18 protein-coding genes and 1 riboswitch are annotated in these 19,298 nt (G+C 60.5%); of the genes, 5 read left to right on the plus strand and 13 right to left on the minus strand.

Features of this window, described 5'->3' with window-relative positions:
• The first annotated feature begins 507 nt into the window (after positions 1 to 507).
• Positions 508 to 706, plus strand: a riboswitch (cobalamin riboswitch).
• A 196-nt stretch (positions 707 to 902) separates the two neighbouring features.
• The 4 genes from ACIP1G_RS08015 (at position 903) to ACIP1G_RS08030 (ending at position 4,479) form a co-directional block, all read left to right on the plus strand.
• Positions 903 to 1,337 carry a pseudoazurin gene (locus tag ACIP1G_RS08015; RefSeq protein ID WP_400735294.1) on the plus strand — a complete coding sequence of 145 codons (435 nt, stop codon included), beginning with the start codon at positions 903 to 905 and terminating at the stop codon, positions 1,335 to 1,337.
• Between the two features lie 149 nt (positions 1,338 to 1,486).
• Positions 1,487 to 2,473, plus strand: a complete 987-nt coding sequence (locus ACIP1G_RS08020) for a DUF1852 domain-containing protein (protein ID WP_400735296.1) — start codon at positions 1,487 to 1,489, stop codon at positions 2,471 to 2,473.
• Positions 2,474 to 2,500: 27 nt separating this feature from the next.
• Positions 2,501 to 3,532, plus strand: coding sequence for a methionine synthase (locus tag ACIP1G_RS08025; protein ID WP_400735297.1), 1,032 nt, complete (start codon positions 2,501 to 2,503; stop codon positions 3,530 to 3,532).
• Positions 3,533 to 3,549: 17 nt separating this feature from the next.
• A complete protein-coding gene (locus ACIP1G_RS08030; RefSeq protein WP_400735299.1) occupies positions 3,550 to 4,479 on the plus strand; it encodes a LysR substrate-binding domain-containing protein in 930 nt (309 codons plus the stop codon).
• A gap of 230 nt (positions 4,480 to 4,709) precedes the next feature.
• On the opposite strand, the gene yfcF is transcribed toward ACIP1G_RS08030, so the two are convergent.
• The 13 genes from yfcF to ACIP1G_RS08095 all read right to left on the minus strand — a co-directional run bounded on the left by yfcF (position 4,710) and on the right by ACIP1G_RS08095 (position 17,904).
• Entirely contained in the window at positions 4,710 to 5,345 is a 636-nt protein-coding gene (gene yfcF / locus ACIP1G_RS08035; protein WP_400735300.1) for a glutathione transferase, read from the minus strand.
• A gap of 258 nt (positions 5,346 to 5,603) precedes the next feature.
• Positions 5,604 to 6,974 (minus strand): chromate efflux transporter, encoded by a 1,371-nt coding sequence (gene chrA, locus ACIP1G_RS08040; protein ID WP_400735302.1) that lies wholly within the window; start codon positions 6,972 to 6,974, stop codon positions 5,604 to 5,606.
• 27 nt (positions 6,975 to 7,001) lie between these two features.
• Complete coding sequence (locus ACIP1G_RS08045) at positions 7,002 to 8,372, minus strand: sensor histidine kinase (protein WP_400735304.1); 1,371 nt, start codon at positions 8,370 to 8,372, stop codon at positions 7,002 to 7,004.
• Positions 8,369 to 9,031: a response regulator gene (locus tag ACIP1G_RS08050; RefSeq protein ID WP_400735306.1), complete on the minus strand. Its 663-nt coding sequence runs from the start codon at positions 9,029 to 9,031 to the stop codon at positions 8,369 to 8,371. Before ACIP1G_RS08050 ends, ACIP1G_RS08045 begins: the two co-directional genes overlap by 4 nt.
• A gap of 2 nt (positions 9,032 to 9,033) precedes the next feature.
• Complete coding sequence (locus tag ACIP1G_RS08055; RefSeq protein ID WP_400735308.1) at positions 9,034 to 9,675, minus strand: hypothetical protein; 642 nt, start codon at positions 9,673 to 9,675, stop codon at positions 9,034 to 9,036.
• Positions 9,672 to 10,478 (minus strand): SDR family oxidoreductase, encoded by an 807-nt coding sequence (locus ACIP1G_RS08060; RefSeq protein WP_400735309.1) that lies wholly within the window; start codon positions 10,476 to 10,478, stop codon positions 9,672 to 9,674. Before ACIP1G_RS08060 ends, ACIP1G_RS08055 begins: the two co-directional genes overlap by 4 nt.
• A complete protein-coding gene (locus ACIP1G_RS08065; protein WP_400735311.1) occupies positions 10,465 to 11,145 on the minus strand; it encodes a TenA family transcriptional regulator in 681 nt (226 codons plus the stop codon). Before ACIP1G_RS08065 ends, ACIP1G_RS08060 begins: the two co-directional genes overlap by 14 nt.
• An 8-nt stretch (positions 11,146 to 11,153) precedes the next feature.
• Positions 11,154 to 12,617 carry an AMP-binding protein gene (locus tag ACIP1G_RS08070; protein WP_400735313.1) on the minus strand — a complete coding sequence of 488 codons (1,464 nt, stop codon included), beginning with the start codon at positions 12,615 to 12,617 and terminating at the stop codon, positions 11,154 to 11,156.
• Entirely contained in the window at positions 12,607 to 13,284 is a 678-nt protein-coding gene (locus ACIP1G_RS08075) for a thermostable hemolysin (RefSeq protein ID WP_400735315.1), read from the minus strand. Before ACIP1G_RS08075 ends, ACIP1G_RS08070 begins: the two co-directional genes overlap by 11 nt.
• 361 nt (positions 13,285 to 13,645) lie before the next feature.
• Entirely contained in the window at positions 13,646 to 15,169 is a 1,524-nt protein-coding gene (gene hutH / locus ACIP1G_RS08080; RefSeq protein ID WP_400735317.1) for a histidine ammonia-lyase, read from the minus strand.
• Between the two features lie 12 nt (positions 15,170 to 15,181).
• On the minus strand, positions 15,182 to 16,015 hold the full coding sequence (locus ACIP1G_RS08085; protein ID WP_400735318.1) for a glycine betaine/L-proline ABC transporter ATP-binding protein: 834 nt from the start codon (positions 16,013 to 16,015) through the stop codon (positions 15,182 to 15,184).
• Positions 16,012 to 16,863, minus strand: a complete 852-nt coding sequence (locus tag ACIP1G_RS08090) for an ABC transporter permease (RefSeq protein ID WP_400735320.1) — start codon at positions 16,861 to 16,863, stop codon at positions 16,012 to 16,014. The genes ACIP1G_RS08085 and ACIP1G_RS08090 overlap by 4 nt, the downstream gene beginning before the upstream one ends.
• A 75-nt stretch (positions 16,864 to 16,938) precedes the next feature.
• A complete protein-coding gene (locus tag ACIP1G_RS08095; RefSeq protein ID WP_400735322.1) occupies positions 16,939 to 17,904 on the minus strand; it encodes an ABC transporter substrate-binding protein in 966 nt (321 codons plus the stop codon).
• 100 nt (positions 17,905 to 18,004) lie between these two features.
• Here ACIP1G_RS08095 and ACIP1G_RS08100 point away from each other — a divergent pair, with 100 nt between their 5' ends.
• Complete coding sequence (locus tag ACIP1G_RS08100; protein ID WP_400735324.1) at positions 18,005 to 18,919, plus strand: LysR family transcriptional regulator; 915 nt, start codon at positions 18,005 to 18,007, stop codon at positions 18,917 to 18,919.
• The last annotated feature ends 379 nt before the right edge of the window (positions 18,920 to 19,298 follow it).

Consider the following 19,298-nt stretch of genomic DNA (forward strand, 5'->3'; position numbering starts at 1 on the left):
GGATGGCACCGGCGTTGCCGGTGTTCGCGGGCCAAGCCCGCTCCCACCGGGATCGCGCCAGATCTTGGAAATTGAGCAAGACAGTTGCTCCCACATCTGTTTCGGGCCAATTATTCCTGTGACATAGGCGCGCGCACCCTGGGTGCATGACAGGAGATTGATGAAGAGCAGGTGTGCAACCCTCGATATCGAAGGGAACAAACAAGGCGGACAGAGGTGAAGGTCCAGGATAGACTGGCCCGAAACAGATGTGGGAGCGGCCTTGTGCCGCGAAGCGCCGCGCGGGCGGCGCTCGATCTTATAGGCGCTACATACCTCAAGCCGAACACATCCGAGACAACACCAGCCCCAAGCTGTGTCCGTCCTTAATGGGTCGTTAGCTGCCAGTCGCGAGTGTCCGCTATCGACCCAAAGCTGTCATGCTTGCTTCAAAAAATGCCCTGCCCTTCTGCCCCCGTTCTTTCGGTACACCCAAACATCCCAACCTTTCAATCATCAGCCTGATGGTCTACGATGCCACTCGCCGGTTTCCACCTCGGAATTAATAGGGAATCCGTCGCTCGCCTGCACGTGAGCCAAACGGAACTGCCCCCGCAACTGTAGGTGCCGAGCCTGCTCCTGAAACGCCACTGGACAAGATCCGGGAAGGTTGGAGCCAGGCCATGACGCATCAGTCAGGAGACCTGCCGGCAAACATATACCAACCGGCGGGGTGTCCGGGATGGCCATCCTTTACCCTCTTCAGGGTGATGCCCCGTGCTTTCACGGGGCATGGCGATGCCTGTCCGTGCGTAATTCCCGCGCATTGTTCGATAGGAGATCGCCCCTTTGTTGCCTCGCGTTTCTGTACTGCTCGCCACATTGAGCCTGCCTGGGAAGGCGCCGCAGTGATGGCCTTGTTCATGCGTGCTCTCGCACTGCTGCTGGCCAGTGTCGTTGCAGCCCCGGCGGCCTTGGCCGAAAGCCATGAGGTCAAGATGCTCAACCGCGGTGCCGAGGGTGCCATGGTCTTTGAGCCTGATCACCTGCATATCGCGCCGGGTGACACGGTGCGCTTCGTACCCACCCACAGCAGCCACAACGCCGCCAGTGTACCGGCGTTGCTTCCGGCCGGGGCCGAACCGTTCAAGAGCAGGATCAGCCAACCGTTCGAACAGACCTTCACGGTGCCGGGCCTGTACGGCATCCAGTGCATTCCACACCTGGCGATGGGCATGGTGATGCTGGTCCAGGTAGGTGGGCCGGGCGCCGGCAAACCGGTACTGCCCGACGAACTGCCAGCCCGCGCCAGAACACGCTTGAGCGCACAACTGGAAAAACTGGAGGCGGGTGAATGAGCCCGAGGGCTCATCCTTCCTCTATTACTGCTACGTCATGAACATGACTAAAGGTTCTGTGAAATCAATTCAGTTCCACTTGATCAGCCCACTGCATAACATACATCTCAATCTCAGAGCCTATAAATATTCGAGTGGGGCACCCGATCATGACGAATAAAGATTTCGAATTTTCCATCAAGCGCATCCGCTTCGACGAAAACTACCACCCCTCCGACAACACGCGCACCACCACCAACTTTGCCAACCTGGCACGGGGCGCGAGCCGCCAGGAAAACTTGCGCAATACGCTGCGGATGATTGACAACCGCTTCAATGCACTGGCGCAGTGGGACAATCCAACCGGAGACCGTTACAGCGTCGAACTCGAAATCATTTCCGTCGAAATGAATATCGATGCCCGCTGCAGCGATAACGCCCTTCCGTTGATCGAGATCCTCAAGACAAACATTATCGACCGGAAAACAGGCGAGCGCATCGCAGGTATGGTCGGGAACAACTTTTCGTCCTATGTACGGGATTATGACTTCAGCGTACTGCTGCTGGGGCACAATAAAGACCAAGCGGCCTTCAGCACCCCAGAGGACTTTGGCGAGTTGCATGGCCAGCTGTTCAAAAGCTTCGTAAATTCAGAGACTTACAAGGCGAATTTCGAGAAGGCTCCGGTCATCTGCCTGAGCGTTTCGAGCAGCAAAACCTACCACCGAACGGAAAACCAGCACCCCGTACTGGGCGTTGAATACCAGCAGGACGAATATTCACTGACCGATGAATATTTTGAGAAAATGGGCCTGAAAGTTCGTTACTTCATGCCGCCAAACAGTGTCGCGCCGTTGGCGTTCTATTTCGCCGGTGACTTGCTGGGTGACTACACCAATCTCGAACTGATCAGCACCATCAGCACCATGGACACGTTCCAGAAAATCTATCGCCCCGAGATCTACAATGCGAATTCTGCGGCCGGCAAGTCCTACCAGCCAAGCCTGCAAAACCAGGATTATTCGTTGACGCGCATTGTTTATGATCGCGAAGAACGTAGCCGCCTGGCAATTGAACAGGGGCGGTTTGTCGAAGAGCACTTCATCAAACCTTACCACGCTGTGCTTGAACAATGGTCCGCCCAGTACGCTGCCTGAATTACACGGAATACAAGGTCTTACCCCATGAAAAAACTGCTCCCTACTTCCACCGCCGGCAGCCTGCCCAAACCCTCTTGGCTGGCACAACCAGAAACACTCTGGTCGCCCTGGAAGTTGCAAGACGAAGCACTGGTCGAAGGCAAACAGGATGCCCTGCGCCTATCGTTGCAAGAACAGCAACATGCCGGCATTGATATCGTCAGTGACGGTGAACAAACCCGCCAGCATTTCGTCACCACCTTTATTGAGCACCTCAGCGGCGTCGATTTCGAGAAGCGTGAAACCGTGCGCATCCGTGATCGCTATGATGCGAGCGTACCCACGGTCGTTGGGGCTGTCGCTCGCCAGAAGCCGGTGTTCGTCGAGGACGCCAAATTCCTGCGCCAGCAGACCCAGCAGCCCATCAAATGGGCCCTGCCTGGCCCGATGACCATGATCGACACGCTGTACGACAGCCACTACAAAAGCCGCGAAAAACTGGCCTGGGAATTCGCCAAGATCCTCAACCAGGAAGCCCGGGAGCTGGAAGCGGCCGGCGTCGACATCATCCAGTTCGACGAGCCGGCCTTCAATGTGTTCTTCGACGAAGTCAATGACTGGGGCGTTGCCACCCTGGAACGGGCCATCGAAGGCCTCAAGTGTGAAACCGCGGTGCACATCTGCTACGGCTACGGCATCAAGGCCAACACCGACTGGAAGAAGACCTTGGGCTCCGAGTGGCGCCAATATGAAGAAGCCTTCCCCAAGCTGCAGAAATCCAGCATCGACATCGTCTCGCTCGAATGCCACAACTCCCATGTGCCGATGGACCTGATCGAACTCATCCGCGGCAAGAAAGTGATGGTCGGTGCCATCGACGTGGCGAACCGTGCCATCGAAACGCCCGAGGAAGTGGCCAACACCTTGCGCAAAGCGCTGCAATTCGTGGATGCCGACAAGCTTTACCCGTGCACCAACTGCGGCATGGCGCCCCTGCCCCGCCAGGTGGCCAGGGGTAAGCTGAATGCCTTGAGTGCCGGTGCAGACATCGTTCGCCGAGAACTCTTGGCCCGTTGAAGGCAGCCCCTCTGCTTATGATCGATCTGAGACACCTGCGCACACTCCATGCCTTGCGCGAAACGGACAGCCTGCCCGAGGCTGCTGAATTCCTGCACCTGACCCAGTCGGCGCTGTCGCACCAGTTCCGCGAGCTGGAAAGCCGCGTCGGCATGCCGGTGTTCGTACGCAAGTCCAAACCGGTACGCTTCACCACCGCAGGTCTCAAGTTGCTGCAACTGGCCGACCAGGTGCTGCCCTTGATCCGTACGACGGAGCGCAACCTGAGCAAGCTTGCGGGTGACGCGGCCGACCGGCTGCACATCGCCATCGAATGCCACAGCTGCTATCAGTGGCTGATGCCCTCGCTGGATGAATTTCGCAGCGCCTGGCCAGAGGTTGAACTTGATCTGGCATCGGGGTTGTCGTTCGCGCCACTCCCGGCCCTGGAGCGCGGCGACCTCGACCTGGTGGTGACCTCCGACCCGATGCCCCTGCCGGGTATCACTTACGTGCCTCTGTTTGGTTACGAGGCAATGCTGGCCATCGACAAACACCATGCCCTGCGCGAAAAACCGTATCTGCAACCCGCCGACATCGCCAGCCAGACACTGATCACATACCCCATCGAGCGAAACCGCCTGGACATCTTCACCCGCTTTCTCGACCCAGCCGACATCGAGCCGGCACAGATACGCACCGCAGAAATGACGGTCATGATGATGCAGCTGGTGGCCAGCGGCCGTGGTGTGTGCTGTCTACCAAACTGGGCGGTGCATGAATACACTTCCCGCGGCTATGTGATTGCCAAGCGCCTGGGCGAGCAAGGGTTGCAGGCGACGCTGTTCGCGGCTGTGCGCAGCGACATGCTCGAAGCGCCTTTTATGAGTGAGTTCCTGCTCACCGCAAAGGACATTTCATTTGCGACTCTGGAAGGTGTGAATGCTGCGTCGAGGGTTGTTACCTGACGTCTAATGCCCTTCCTCAAGCTGGTTGTCGTTGCCGTGCAGGCCCAGCCGTGACCGGCTTTTGCCACTGGTAGCCTCGGGTAGAAAGCAGCCCCTCTCGACCGGCAGCTTCCGCCCCATAGCTGCCTTTCGCAGAGGGCTGCAAGCGACCAGCAGCGAGCAGCTGCATTACATCCCTAGGCAATGGGCTTGCAACAACTTATCAGAATCGTTGGCCGTAGCCGGTGCGGCTACAGTGGAGGTCGCTCCAACTGAACCCACTCCTGCACGGTCGGGCGCTGCCATTGCCGCTGAGCATAATCCTCCAGTCGAACGGGAAGGCGATCTCCATTGAGTATCAGTCGATTTAGCATCAAAGCGAGATCGACATCGGCGATAGACCATTCGCCAAAAAGATAATCCGGGCTATCGCCCAGCAGCCGTTGCGCAGCCTCCACCAACTTTTGCGACGAGGACTCAGCCGAGGCTGACAAAGCACCGTATTTAACGCCGTAGAACACAACAAGCGTGGAGCGCTCCTGGCGGATAGGTAGCAAGTCACTTCGCAGCCAGGCTTGAACTTGCCGCGCCTTGGCACGTTGCCGCGGGTTTGTCGGGTAAATCGGCGTCTGGGGGAACAGGTCTTCCAGGTACTCGGTGATTGCAGATGATTCAGACAATGCAAATTCGCCATGCCCCAGAGTGGGTACTCTCTGAGTCAGCGAAAGACGGGAATAGTCCCGAGCCTGATGCTCCAGCGTGTCGAGGTCAAGGGTATTCATCTTGAACTCGATTCCCTTTTCACGAAGCGCCACAAAACATGACTTCGCCGTGAAATACTCAGCGCCTTTGAGATCGAGCGCCGCCCGCGCGGCGCTTCGCGGCACAAGGCCGCTCCCACATCTGTTTCGGGCCAATTATTCCTGTGACATAGGCGCGCGCACCCTGGGTGCATGACAGGAGATTGAAGAAGAGCAGGTGTGCAACCCTCCATATCGAAGGGAACAAACAAGGCGGACAAAGGTGAAGGCCCAGGGGAGACTGGCCCGAAACAGATGTGTGGCCTTGTGCCGCGAAGCGCCGCGCGGGCGGCGCTCGATCTCCTAGGCGCTACATACCTCAAGGCGAACAAGCAGGCTCTGGTTTCACATACGCAACATGTGAACCGCCAGGCCGACCAATGCGCAGGCGAACAGCACCTGAATCACACCCCGCTTGAAGCGAAACAAAGCAATCGCAGCTGTAACCGCGATCACTGCAGAAGGCCAGTCGAACGCCCCATTGAAGCCCATTGGCCAAAGCACGTGGTAGCCGAAGAACATGGCGAGGTTCAGGATCACTCCCACCACGGCGGCGGTGATGCCTGTAAGCGGGGCGGTGAATTTCATCTCGTTGTGAGTCGACTCCACGAGCGGGCCTCCAGCAAGAATGAAGATGAACGACGGCAGGAAGGTAAACCACGTGACGAGGCTCGCCGCAACTGCTCCGGCAAGGAATGGGTGTTCGGCACCGAACATCGGATAGACGTAGCCACCGACGAAGCCGACGAAGGCAACCACCATGATCAATGGCCCTGGTGTGGTTTCCCCTAACGCGAGGCCATCGATCATCTGGGTGGGTGACAGCCACCCGTAGTGCCCGACAGCCCCCTGGTAGACATAAGGCAACACCGCGTATGCACCACCGAAAGTCATCAGTGCGGCCTTGGTGAAGAACCAGCCCATCTGCGTCAAGGTGCCACCCCAGCCAAACGACAGCGTCAGCATCCCCATGGGCAGGACCCACAGCCCAGCACCGACCAGCAGCAGACGTACCAGATGCCCAGAGCTGTAGCGGGCATGCTCAGGGGTTTGGGTGTCGTCATCGATCAAGGCCGGCCCGTAGCTGTTCTTCGCAGCCCCATGACTGCCACCGATCACGAATTTGCCAGGGGCGAAGTGACCGCCTATGTAGCCAATGATGGCAGCTACCAAAACGATAAGGGGGAACGGCACGTTGAGGGCGAAGATGGCCACGAACGAGGCTCCGGCCATGGCCCACAGCCAGCCATTCTTCAGTGCTCGCGATCCAATCCGATGGGCTGCGTGGACGACAATGGCCGTGACTGCCGGCTTGATGCCATAGAAGATCCCCGCGACCACCGGTACCTCGCCAAAGGCGACGTACACCCAGGACAAACCGATCAGGATGAACAGCGAAGGCAGCACGAACAATACGCCGGCAATCACCCCACCCCAGGTGCGGTGCATGAGCCAGCCAATGTAGGTGGCAAGCTGCTGAGCCTCAGGGCCAGGCAATAACATGCAGTAGTTCAGCGCGTGCAGAAACCGCTTCTCGCTGATCCAGCGGCGACGCTCGACCAGTTCCTGGTGCATGATCGAGATCTGTCCGGCGGGCCCGCCAAAGCTGATGAAGCCCAGCTTGAGCCAAAACAGAAAAGCTTCATACAGGCCAATCGGCTGCCGAGTCACTTGCGATGGCGGCTGCCTACTCACAGCGGAGGTGGTATCAACCATGGTGTTTTTCCTTACTCGCAGAAGCTGTCAGATCGACGTCAAAGGCAGCGACAAGGTGGCAGCCAATCCGCCACTGACTCGGTTCTCGAGACGCACCCGCCCGCCAAGACGTTCGATGATGGTGGCCACGATGGATAACCCCAGGCCGGCACCATTGGGGTTGTTGCGGCTGTAGAAGCGTTCGAACACGCGTGATAGCTCAGCCTCTTCGATACCCGGCCCCTCATCCTCGACAATCAACTCGAAACGCTTGTCCAGACGCCTGAGCAGCACCGTGATGCGCCCTCCTGGAGGGGAATGCTCTACCGCGTTGGAAACCAGGTTCTGCAGCGCAATTGTCAACGCACCGGCATCAATGGCCAGATGGTGATCACCTTCGCCAATAGCCAGCGAAGGCTCCAGGCCACGGTCCAGAATCCACGGGGTCAATTCGGCCAAGGTATCAGTGACCACCCCAGCCAGGTCGACCTGGGCAGTAGCGCGCTGACCCAGCCGGGGTTCGACACGTGCCAGTGTCAGCAACTGGTTGACCACCCGGGTCAGCCGATCGACGCCGCCGATGAGAAAAACCAATGCCTTGTGGCGCTCGGCCTCTTGACTGGCCTCCAGTGCGTTCTGCGCGTGCAGCCGCAACACCGCCAGGGGCGTGCGCATTTCATGGGCAGCATCAGCGATGAACCGATGCTCACGCCGCAGCAAGTCCGCGATCTGGGCCAGCAGGCGATTGATGGCAGCCTGCATGGGCTCCAACTCCGATGGCAATGGCACCAGACGCAGAGGCTCCAGGGATTCAGCATGACGTGCGCGGATGACGTTGGCCATGTTCTGTAGAGGTCGCAAGCCCCAGCCAATGGCGGCCCAGACTAACAGCGCAAGGGCCAGGCTACCGAACAGGAACGGGAACAGTGTGTGGCGTACGATGCGGTCAATCAGGTCATAGCGCACATCATCGCGTTCGCCCACCCAGATGAGCCAGTGTTTTTCCGGCACGGGCAGGACAAAACCACGCCATTGTTTGCCGTCACTGGCAAAGTCGTAGAAACCCGGAGCAGCCGGTGGCGGATCAAGGCCGGGGGCACTCGGTGTGCGCACCAGCACCACACCGCCCTCCCCCAGTACTTGAAACGCCAGCTTGCTTTCGTAAGGGTGGCCGACCCGATGACGCCCTGCCTGCCCCAGCGCCTCGTTGAAAGCGCGGTACATGGCGTCACGCGAGTTGCCCTGCACAGGCAGGTTCATCACCCCCTGAAGCAGGCGCGCGTTCTGGGCGAGGTGCGCGTCATACACCTCGTTAATTTCGTGGCGGCTGTCGTGGTAGTTATAGAAAGCCAGCAGGCCAGTACCGATCAACAGCAACAGCATGACCCGCCAGAGTGTTCGTTGGCGCAGCGAACTCATGCCTTGACCTCAACCAGATAGCCGATGCCGCGGACCGTGCGGATCAGGCCGTTGAAGAGCTTCTTGCGCAGCTGGTAGATATTTACCTCCAGCGTGTTGCTCTCGGGCTCCTCATCCCAGCCGTATAGCAACTGGGTCAGGCGTTCCCGGGTGAAGACCTTGCCGGGTTGCGCCAACAACTCATGCAACAAGCGGTATTCCTTCGGGGTCAGAATGACTTCGGCGCCGTTGTAGTGCACTTGCCGGGTGGCGGGATCAAGCGTGATACCGGCGTGTTCGATCAATAGCTTCGCCCGCCCGTCGCTGCGCCGTAGCAAGGCACGCAAGCGGGCCTTCAGCTCGTTGAGGTCGAATGGCTTTACCAGGTAATCATCGGCGCCGGCGTCCAGCCCGGTGATGCGGTCATCGAGGGCATCCCGCGCGGTGAGGATCAGCACCGGCAGGCTGTCGCCACCAGCCCTCACACGCCGCAGCAGCTCGATGCCATCCAGGCGGGGCAGGCCGAGATCCAGGATCACCAGGTCGAACGCCTCATGTTGCAACGCATGCAAGCCGCTAATGCCATCACGCAGCCAGTCCAGCGTGTAACCCTCCTGGCGCAAGCCGTCGCAGATGCCTTCACCCAGCGCGGTATCGTCTTCAAGCAGCAGCAGCCGCATGTTCAGTCCTGTTTGTCCTTGATGGCCTTGAGTAAAGCATTTATATCGGAGCGTCGGCCCTGGTCAGCCAGTTCACGCCCTGGCCTAGGCGGCGCCTGCAAGGCTTTCTGCAAGGCAGCGGTGGCTTCAGGGTAGCGCTTTTGCCGGTACAAGTGATCGGCCCAGAAGTAGTTGCTGTCGATTCCATTGGGGTTGATCTGCAAGGCTTTGCGCAGCATCTTGTCGGCCATTTCAGCGTCACCAAAACCGATCGGCCAGCCCGGCACCTGGTCATAGAGCGTGCCCAGGCTAGTGTAGGCCGAGCCTTGCAGGGCATTGGGGTCCAGCTTCATGGCCTGCTCCAGGCTGGCTTTGGCCGCCTTGACCTTGCCCAGCGCGCCCAGGCCACCGACGGCGCCCGCCCAACTGCTGTTGATGATGCCATCCCAGATCAAGGGCTCAGGTGTGCCGGGGTATTGATGAACGAACGCAGTGGCATCACCGGCCAGTTTTTCGAATGCGTCAGCACGTTTTTCCTTCGGTAGCTGGTACTGGATCTGCGCCCAGCGCTGCTGCAGATCGCTCAGGTGTTGCGTACCTGCCGGGTCCAGTGCCCAGGTGAAGGGGGCGAATGCCAGCAGACTGACGATGAAAGAACGCTTCATTTGCTCGACTCCTTGGAATGACTACCGATGTATCGCCGGATTACCGGCAATTGCTTGCGCAGCGCACGGTCGACCACCCCAGGCAACATGCCGTTGATCCGCACGAACAGTTTCTCCGGCCAACCCAGGTAGAGCTCGCTGCGCTCGGACTGCACCGCCTTGAGCACGGCGCGGGCGACATCGGCGGGGTCGTCCATGCCGACTTTCAGCGCCTGATTGAGCGCGGTCGCGGCGCTGCTGTTCATGGCCGTACGGGTTGCACGGGGCGCGGCGTACAGGACATTCACCGTGGTGTCGGCCAACTCGCGCCGCAGCGCTTCGGAGAACCCCCGCAGCGCGAATTTGCTGGCGCAATAGCTGGCATAACCGGGGTAGCCGATCGAGCCATAGGTGGACCCGACATTGACCACCAGCGCCTTGGGTTGCTCGCGCAGCAGCGGCAGGCAGGCACGGGTCAGCTGCAGTGGCGCCTTGAGGTTGATGTCCAGCAATTCGTCCAGCGCTTGTTCATCCAACTGGTCGAGCAAGGCGAACCGGTTCACACCGGCGGCGTTGATCAGCACATTGAACCCGCCCATTTCACGGGCCCGGCTGATGACCTGCTCGCGACCGTGCTGGGTACGCAGGTCGGCAGTCTGCCAGCGCAAGCGATCCGGGTAGCGGTTCATCAGGCTTGCCAGCTTGCCCAGATGCCGGCTCACCGCCAGTACCCGGGCCCCGGCCGCGCACAGTTGCTCGGCCAGCTCCAGGCCGATGCCGCCACTGGCCCCGGTCAGTACCACCACCGACTCAGGCAAGCGCATGTTGTACCTCGACCTGGCCCGCGCGCGGCAAGCCTTCGAACATCTCGGTGTATAACCGGTAAACCACCTTGGCGGCATGTATCACGGCCTGGTGGTCATCGACCTCGTCCAGCCGGTCCATCAGCCGCTTGTAGGTGACCATGTGGTCCTGGTCCAGCGCGCCATGGGAGCTGAGGTAGCTGAACGCGCTATCCGGCAACCCCAGGCTGCTCTGGATCGAACCGGCGGCATGGGTGGCCAGCGCGATGCTGGTGCCCTCGAGGACGTTGACCATGCCGAACAACCCCACCGGGTTACCCCGGGCAATGAGGTCGTACAGGTAGGCGACCATCAGCTCGATCGGCAATGCCGGCCGGCCGTCACGCACCGCCTCCCAGTCACCGCCACAGGCCTTGATATCGTTGAGGATCCACTGCTCATGGCCATATTCCTCCTCGATGTATTCGCATACGGCGCCGCGCAACCATTCCAGTCGCGAGGGCAACCGCGCGCCGCAGGCCATCATCAGCGGCACGGTGTGGCGCACGTGGTAATAGGCCTGGGTCAGGAAGGCGATATAACTGTCATGGCTGACTTGGCCAACCAGCGCTTCACGGATTACCGGCACTGCGAACAGCGCCTGGCGTTCGTGGCTGGTTTGCAACTGCAGGGTGTCGAAAAATGACATGGCGAGCCTCACAACGGAATGTCGGACAAAAGGGTGTGATAACGCTGCAGGATCGCCTCGCGTCGCGGGCGGCCATTGGCAGTCAAGGTGTGCTCGCCAGAAGTAAGCGGGCCAGGCAGACGCCGCCAGGCATGCACCCTGGCATAGTCGGGCAAGGTTGCATTGCTGTGCTGCACGGCCTGCTCGATGACCTCGTCGCAGGCAACGGGGTCAAGTGGCCAGAGCAATGCCAGGTTGCGCGGCAGCCCTTCGCCATGCACGAACGCCTGGGCGATCACGCCGCTCTGGGTCAGCTCGGCTTCCACCCATTCGGGGTTGACGTTGCGCCCGAAGCTGGTGATGAACTGGTGTTTCTTGCGTCCATTCAAGTACAGATAACCGTCGTCATCGAAGTAACCCAGGTCACCTGTGGCCCACCATTCCGACGAGACGGGTGCCTCCCCCAGGTAGCCAAGCAGCACGGAACCGCTTACCAGTACCTCTCCATCTTCAGCGATTCGCACCTGAACATGGGGCAATGGCCGGCCGACGCTGCCTTGGCGCACCGCCCCCGGGCGGTTGAGCGCCACCACCGACGCGCACTCCGACAGCCCATAGCCTTCAAAAACCGGCAACCCGATGGCCTCGGCCCGCGCCAGCAGGCTGGGCGATACCCGTGCCCCGCCGACCGCGACGAAGCGCAGTGGGCCAACCTGCATCAAACCACGCTCGATCGCCGTGACCAGGCCCATCAAAAGCTGCGGCACCAGGATCAGGCTGTGTGCGCCGCTCAAGGCAATGGCCCCGAGCAGGCGTTTGAAATCGACCTGACTGGCGCCGCCCATGCCCAGTTGCGCCTGTGGGTAAAGCAGCACGCTGGCCCCGGCCATCAGTGCGGCGTAGACGCCCAGGTTTTCCAGCAGTACCCCCAGCGGCAACACGGCCAGGTATCGCTGGGGCACAGTAGATCGGCTGGCCTGCTCCAGTTCCTCTGCGACGCGCAGCATGGCATCGGCGCCCAGGCAAACACCTTTGGGCGTGCCTGTGCTGCCGGAGGTATAGGTGACCTTGGCGGTCCCCTCAGGTAGCACCACCGGCGCTGCCAGATCGCGCATCCAGAATGCCTCCTGCTGCACGAATCCCAGCTGGCTGAACACGCCCTCCCAGGCAGGCTGGCAAAGCACCAGGCTTGCGCCGCACTGTTCGATGCAGTGGTGCACCTGCGCCGTACTGAAGAACGTTGGCACGATCACGCAGGCTCGCCCTGATACCAGTGCCGCCAAGTCCCAGAACAGCAATTCAGGGCCGTTGTCCAACGCCAGGACCAACGCGCCAGGAGGTTGCGCGCTCAAGGCCTCGGCGCGCAGCCAGACCTCGGCCAGCAATTGCTTGTAGGTGAACCGCTCATTGGCGCCCTCCACGGCCAGGGCATCGCCGTGCTCACGGCCAAGGGCAAGCAACTTCTGCTTGAAGCGCTCCAGCTCATGCGGCATGGCCGGTCTCCTTGCTCAGCGCAGGCAGCCCCAGGCGCTGGAACACACCTGCCGACTCCAGGCGATCGAAGCCATGGCGGATATCGCCGACGAACACGTGCGGATGCTGGTCGTAATAGTGCCCCCAATGCTCAGCTGGCTCGTCCAACCGGCTCGGATCGGCCTGCGCCACTACGGTCGGCACCAGGCCCAGGCGCTGGAAACTGTTGATCAGCGTCGAAGCCCCGGTAAACGCCACCCACCGCAGCTCTCGCGTGGCAAGCAGCCAGGTCACGGCGGTTATCATGATCCGGGCGCTGCCGGCGCTGAGCGAAGCCAGGTTGCCAACCTCGACCATGCATTCGCGCGGCAGCGTCACTCCTGCCACCCGAGTAATCGCGCTTTCCAGGGGCTCATCCAGATAGCGTTCGAGAAACAACAGCCCGCTGCTGGCGGGACGTACTCCCGCCGCAGCGATCAGTCGCCCGTGGCTGTCCCGCAGGGCCAGAAGCTCCGGCAGGTAGTGATGGACATCGGCATGGTGTACATCGGAGAAGCACTGGTGAATGAAATGTTCCAGCTCGCCACGACCAGGGTCGTGATGCAGATGCAGGGACAAGTGAGCGTGATGGTCAGCGTGAGTGCCGATGGATAGTGGGAGCAGGCTGCTCCAAAGGGTTTGAGTCATGAAGCTCCCCCCGACTGGGTTGGTCAGGGTGAGTATCTGCGGCAAATCTGAAGGGAGTCTGAAGCCGGATGCAAGTCACCACAGTGCCTGTGGGCTTCAGCCGCGAACACCGGCAACGCCGGTGCCATCCACCTCATCGCCTGCTTCGCGGGCAAGCCCGCTCCTACAGGTTCTGTGCCAGCCTTGAAGGTGATGCAGTCTAGGTGGGAGCGGGCGCGCCCGCGAAGAATCCACCGCGGTGCATGGCACCGGTTTCGCCGGTGTTCGCGGCGGTTCGACACACCCGCTCCCATAGGGTCGTCATTTTTCGGATATGACCCGCACCCTTCGAAGCTAAGAGATCTCCAGCCGCCTACATCTGTCACAGCAGCTCGGGGAATGCAGCGCCAAGCAGGCCAGGATCCTTCAGGATCGCTGCACTGCTGGCGATATCCGGGGCCAGCCAACGGTCCTGGGCATAGGCCGGGACCCGTTCGCGCAACAACCGCCAGGCAACGTGGGTACCTGCGCCAAAGCGCTGCTGCTTGAGGAACTCGAATGCCTGGGCCGCCAACAGGTATTCGATGGCAAGGATCTGCGTACAGTTCTCCAGCGCCCGGTGTAGCTTCAACCCGGCATTGGTCCCCATGCTCAGGTGATCCTCCTGCAGGCCGGAGGTGACGTAGTTGTCGATGACTGCCGGCTGTGCCAGCTGGCGGTTTTCTGCACACAGTGATGCGGCCACGTACTGCACAATCATCATGCCCGAGTTCACGCCCGGCTGGCTGACCAGGAAGGCCGGCAAACCGCTGACCAACGGGTTGATCAGGCGATCGAGACGCCGCTCGGCAATCGCTCCGATCTCGGCCACCGCAATGGCTAGCAAATCGGCCGCCATGGCCACGGACTGGCCGTGCGGGTTCGCCTGGGAAACCACCCGGTAAGAGTCAGGCGTACCCAGCAGCATCGGGTTGTCGGTGGTGGAGTTGAGTTCGGTTTCGATCTGCCGCGCAGCGTGTGCCAACTGATCGCGCGCGGCGCCATGCACCTGCGGAATCGAGCGAATGCTCAAGGCGTCCTGGGTGCGAATGCCATGGCTGCTGGCAATGATTTCGCTGCCGTCAAGCAGGCGGCGCAGGTTACTGCCCACACGCTGCATGCCGGGGTGCGGTTTCATCGCGATGATTTCAGGGTCGAAGGCATCGAGTTGGCCACGCAGGGCCTCGAAGCTCATGGCGCCGATAACGTCCGCCCATTGGCTCAACCGAGTGGCGTCGTCCAGAGACAGGCAGCTCAGGCCGGTCATGCAAGGGGTACCATTGACCAGGCACAGGCCATCCTTTGCACCCAGTTTGACCGGCGCCAGGCCCGCCTCGGCCAAGGCTTGCTGCGCCGGCACGATCTGGCCGCGATAGCTGACCTGGCCAACGCCGAGCAAGCTGATGCTGATATGGGCCATGTGGGTCAGATACCCCACCGACCCCTGCTTCGGCACCTGCGGGGTGATGCGCTGGTTGAGCAAGCTCAGCAGTGCCTCGACCACCTTGCGCTGAAGGCCGGAACGGCCCTGGCAGAAATTGATGATCGCCGCGCACATGATAGCCCGGGTCTGTTCGTCCGACAGCGCCGCACCCACGCCACAGGCATGGCTGAGCAAGGTGTTGCGTGACAGCTGGCTGAGTTGTTCGTCCTGCAATGAAACATTGCACAAGGCGCCAAGCCCGGTGTTGACGCCATAGGCGCGTTCACCGCTGGCAACGATACGCTGGACAATCGCCTGGGCGTTCTCGATGCGCGCCCAGGCCGATGGGGCCAGCTCAATCTGCGCCCCATGCCGCGCCACGGCCACCACGTCCTGCCAGCGAACGGGCGCATCGGCGATGATGATTTTTTCCGTAATCGACATACACGCTGTTCCTTAAAGCGAAGCTACGCGGCGCTGCACGAAACGATCTACGTATTCGTCCGCAGGCTGGTAGAGGATTTCCTTCGGCGTGCCGACCTGGATCAGGCGACCGTCCTTGAGAATGGCAATCCGGTTGCCGATACGCACCGCTTCGTCCAGGTCGTGGGTGATGAAGACGATGGTCTTGTGCAGGGTCTTTTGCAGTTCCAGCAACTGGTCCTGCATTTCGGCGCGAATCAGCGGGTCGAGCGCACTGAAGGCTTCGTCCATCAGGATGATGTCGGTGTCGGCAGCCAAGGCACGGGCCAGGCCGACGCGCTGGCGCATGCCGCCCGACAACTGGTGCGGGTACGATTTTTCGTAACCCTTGAGGCCCACGGTACTGATCCAGTGCAGGGCACGCTCGGTGCACAGGGCCTTGCTCTCGCCACGGACTTTCAAGCCATAAGCGACGTTGTCCAGCACGGTGCGGTGCGGCAACAGGCCGAAGCTCTGGAACACCATGCTGATCTTGTGCCGACGGAATTCGCGCAGGGCTTGCCTGTCGTACTGCAGAATGTCCTCGCCATCGACCAGGATCTCGCCGCTGGTGGGGTCAATCAGGCGGTTGAAGTGACGCACCAGGGTCGACTTGCCCGAGCCCGACAGCCCCATGATCACGAAGATCTCACCGCTGCCGATGGACAACGACAGATCGTTGACCCCGACTACGCAGCCGGTTTCGGCCAGCACCTGTTCCTTGGCTTTTTTCTGGCGGATCAGTTTCAGGGCATCTTCGGCGCGGGCACCGAAGATTTTGAAGACGTTCTTGACTTCAATCTTGTTCATCATCTGCTTGGCGCTCATTTGCCCACCCCATGCCGTGGCCGGCCATAGGCCTGGGTAATGCGGTCGATCACAACCGCCAGAATCACAATGGCCAGGCCCGCTTCGAGGCCGCGGCCCACATTCAAGGTCTGGATGCCGACCAGCACGTCTTCACCCAGGCCACGGGCGCCGATCATCGAGGCGATGACCACCATCGACAGGGCCATCATGGTGGTCTGGTTGATCCCGGCCATGATGCTCGGCAACGCCAGTGGCAGCTGCACGCCGAACAGTTGTTGCAGGCGATTGGCACCAAAAGCATTGATCGCCTCCATGACCTCGCCGTCCACCTGGCGAATGCCCAGATCAGTCAGGCGGATCAGCGGCGGGGCGGCATAGATGACAGTGGCAAAGATCGCCGGCACCTTGCCCAGGCCGAACAGCATCAGTACCGGAATCAGGTACACGAAGCTGGGCATGGTCTGCATGATGTCGAGCAGCGGCATCAGCACCGCCCGCAGGCGGTCGTTGCGCGCCGACAGGATACCCAGCGGAATGCCGACCAGCACCGATATCAGCGTTGCTACCAGCATCAGCGCCAAGGTCTGCATCAGCTTGTCCCAGAGGCCTACCGCACCGACCAGGAACAGCAAGCCAACGATCACGGCAGTGGTCGCGGCTTTACGGGTGGCGTGCCAGGCGATACCGGCGACGATGGCCAGCATCAGCCACCAGGGTGCTGCGCGCAGCAGGCCTTCGAGGTTGACGATGGCCCACAACAGGGTGTCGGAGATGTGCCGGAACACGTCACCGTAGTTGCTTACCAGCGCATCGACCCAGCCATTGACCCAGTCGGCAATGGAAAACGTGAAGTTTTTGGGAAACATGGAATTGTCTCGAGCAAGTGCATGGAGCGGACTGTCGTGTGGCTTGCCCGGCAGGCGCCGGGCGACACCATAAGCTCAGAGTGCCGCGGCTACTTTTTTGGCTGCGTCTTCGCTGACCCAGCTGTGCCAGACTTCGGGGTGTTCCTTGAGGAACAACCTGGCCAGCTCCGGCGACTCGATACGGTCCTTGCTCATGCGCGCCAGGTTCTGGTTCAGCAGATCGATCGGCAGATTGACCTTTTCCAGCACCGCCACCAGTTCCGGCGCCTGCTCGTGGAAGGCCTTCGACACACCCACCTTGATGGTCAGGGATTTATCCGCGCCGGGCTCGTCCAGCTTGACCAGGTCGGCCTGGCCCATCAGCGGCGTCGGCGACCAGTAGTAGAACAGGATCGGCTCGCCACGCTTGTAGCTCGACAAGACGGCGGCATCCAGCGCCGGGCCGGTGCCCGGGCGGAAGTTGGTATAAACGCTTTCCAGGCCATAGCGCTTGAGCATCTCGCTGTTGTCCAGCTCGCAGGTCCAGCCGGCCGGGCAATTGTAGAAGCGCCCCTTGTCCGGTTCTTCCGGGTCCTTGAACACCTGGGCGTATTGCCCCAGGTCGTCGATGCTCTTGAGGTTCGGTGCCTTGGCTTCGAGTTTGCGCTTGGCATCGCCTTCGATCACATAACGCGGCACGTACCAGCCTTCGACCGCGCCAGCGACCGGTGAGCCGACGCCGACGACCTTGCCGGCAGCCGCTGCCTTGTTCCAGACCTCACTGCGCCCTACCCACTCTTCGGCAAACACCTGGATATCGTTGCTGCTCAGGGCGTTTTCCATGGAAATGGAGTTACCCGGCAGGCTGTCAGTTTCACAGCCATACCCATTTTTCAGCACGAACTGCATCACGTCAGTAAGCAGCATCCCGCTTTCCCAGTTCAAACCGGCGAATTTCACCGGTTTGCCAGACTCGCACCAACCGGCCGCCTGGCTGGCGCCAGCGGACGCCAGCAGCCCGAAAGAAAGTGTCGTAGTCAGCAGAGCCTTTGTAATTGTCATTGTGACGCTCCCAAACAAGAACATTTGCACGGGAGAAATATTTCATAACCTCAAAAAAGGATAAAATAATAAGTACTGATGCATCACAAAGGTAAAACCTATGAAGTTCACACTGCGACAACTGCGCTATGCACTCGCAGCGGCCAAGCACGGCAACCTGACCACGGCCGCCATGGAGCTTCATGTTTCACAACCCTCCATCTCGGCGGCCATCACCGAACTGGAGGAGGTGCTGGGTCAATCCATCTTCATCCGCCAACGTGGCCTTGGCATATCGCTGACCCCATTCGGTCGCACCGTCATGGTCCAGGCCCGTCGCGTTCTGGCAGAGGCTCAGACCTTTGCCGAGATCAATGCCAATGCAGGCGAGTGCGTCGGGGAACTGGTGGTCGGGTGCTTTGAAGACCTGGCGCCCTACTGCCTGCCACAGATTGTGCGGCGGATGCAGGAGTCTTGCCCAAGAGTCACTGTCGATATGCGCGATGGCAGCTTCGATTACGTTGGCAAGCGGCTTGCCGAGGGGGCGATAGAGTTGGCTATCACCTACGACCTGGGTTTACCGCCGAACACTCAATGCACGCAACTGTGTCAATTGACCGCTCAGGTACTGCTGTCGGCCGATCACCCGCTGGCCAGGCAGTCGCGTGTCAGTCTGAAGGCGCTGTCCGAATACACCCTGGTCGTCACCGATCAGGCGCAAAGTTGGCAGCATGTGCTGGACCTGTTCAGCTTTTACGATCTGTCACCCGCCGTGGTGCACCGTGTGCGCACGTTCGAGTTGCAGCGTAGCCTCGTCGCCAATGGGTTTGGTGTGGCGCTGATCTATACCCGGCCATTTGGTGACCGTAGCTATGATGGTCAAGCACTGGTATGTCGGCCGACCGAGGAGAAATTACCAACGCATAGCATCGTACTGGCACATGATCAGCGCTATCCGCTGACGCCTTCGGCTGAGGCATTCAAGGAGCTGGCGGTGGCGTGGTTTGCGGAACGGCCGTCGTTTGCATCTGAATGAACAGCGCGACGCGCATTCTGTGGGAGCGGGTTTACCCGCGAAGCAGGCGCCGCAGGGGATGGCACCGGCTGTGCCGGTGTTCGCGGGTAAACCCGCTCCTACACTGATCCAAATCTCTTTATAGGAGCGGGCTTGACCCGCGAACACGAGCATAGCCCGTGCCAGGCAAATCCGTTTCCAGGGCTGGCCTCTTCGCGGGGCAAGCCCGCTCCTACAGAAATTGCAGCTGGATTCACTGGCAGCTATCGGTCGATAACAGCCATCCACGACAGGCAGCTAACGACCCATAGCGGCCATCAAGAGAGTGCTGCTCTTGCTCATTTTCAGAGGCCGGCGCAAACCCTGTGGGAGCGGGTTTACCCGCGAAGCAGGCAACGCG

It is taken from the genome of Pseudomonas sp. NPDC089392 (assembly GCF_044749595.1).
Classification (GTDB): Bacteria; Pseudomonadota; Gammaproteobacteria; order Pseudomonadales; family Pseudomonadaceae; genus Aquipseudomonas.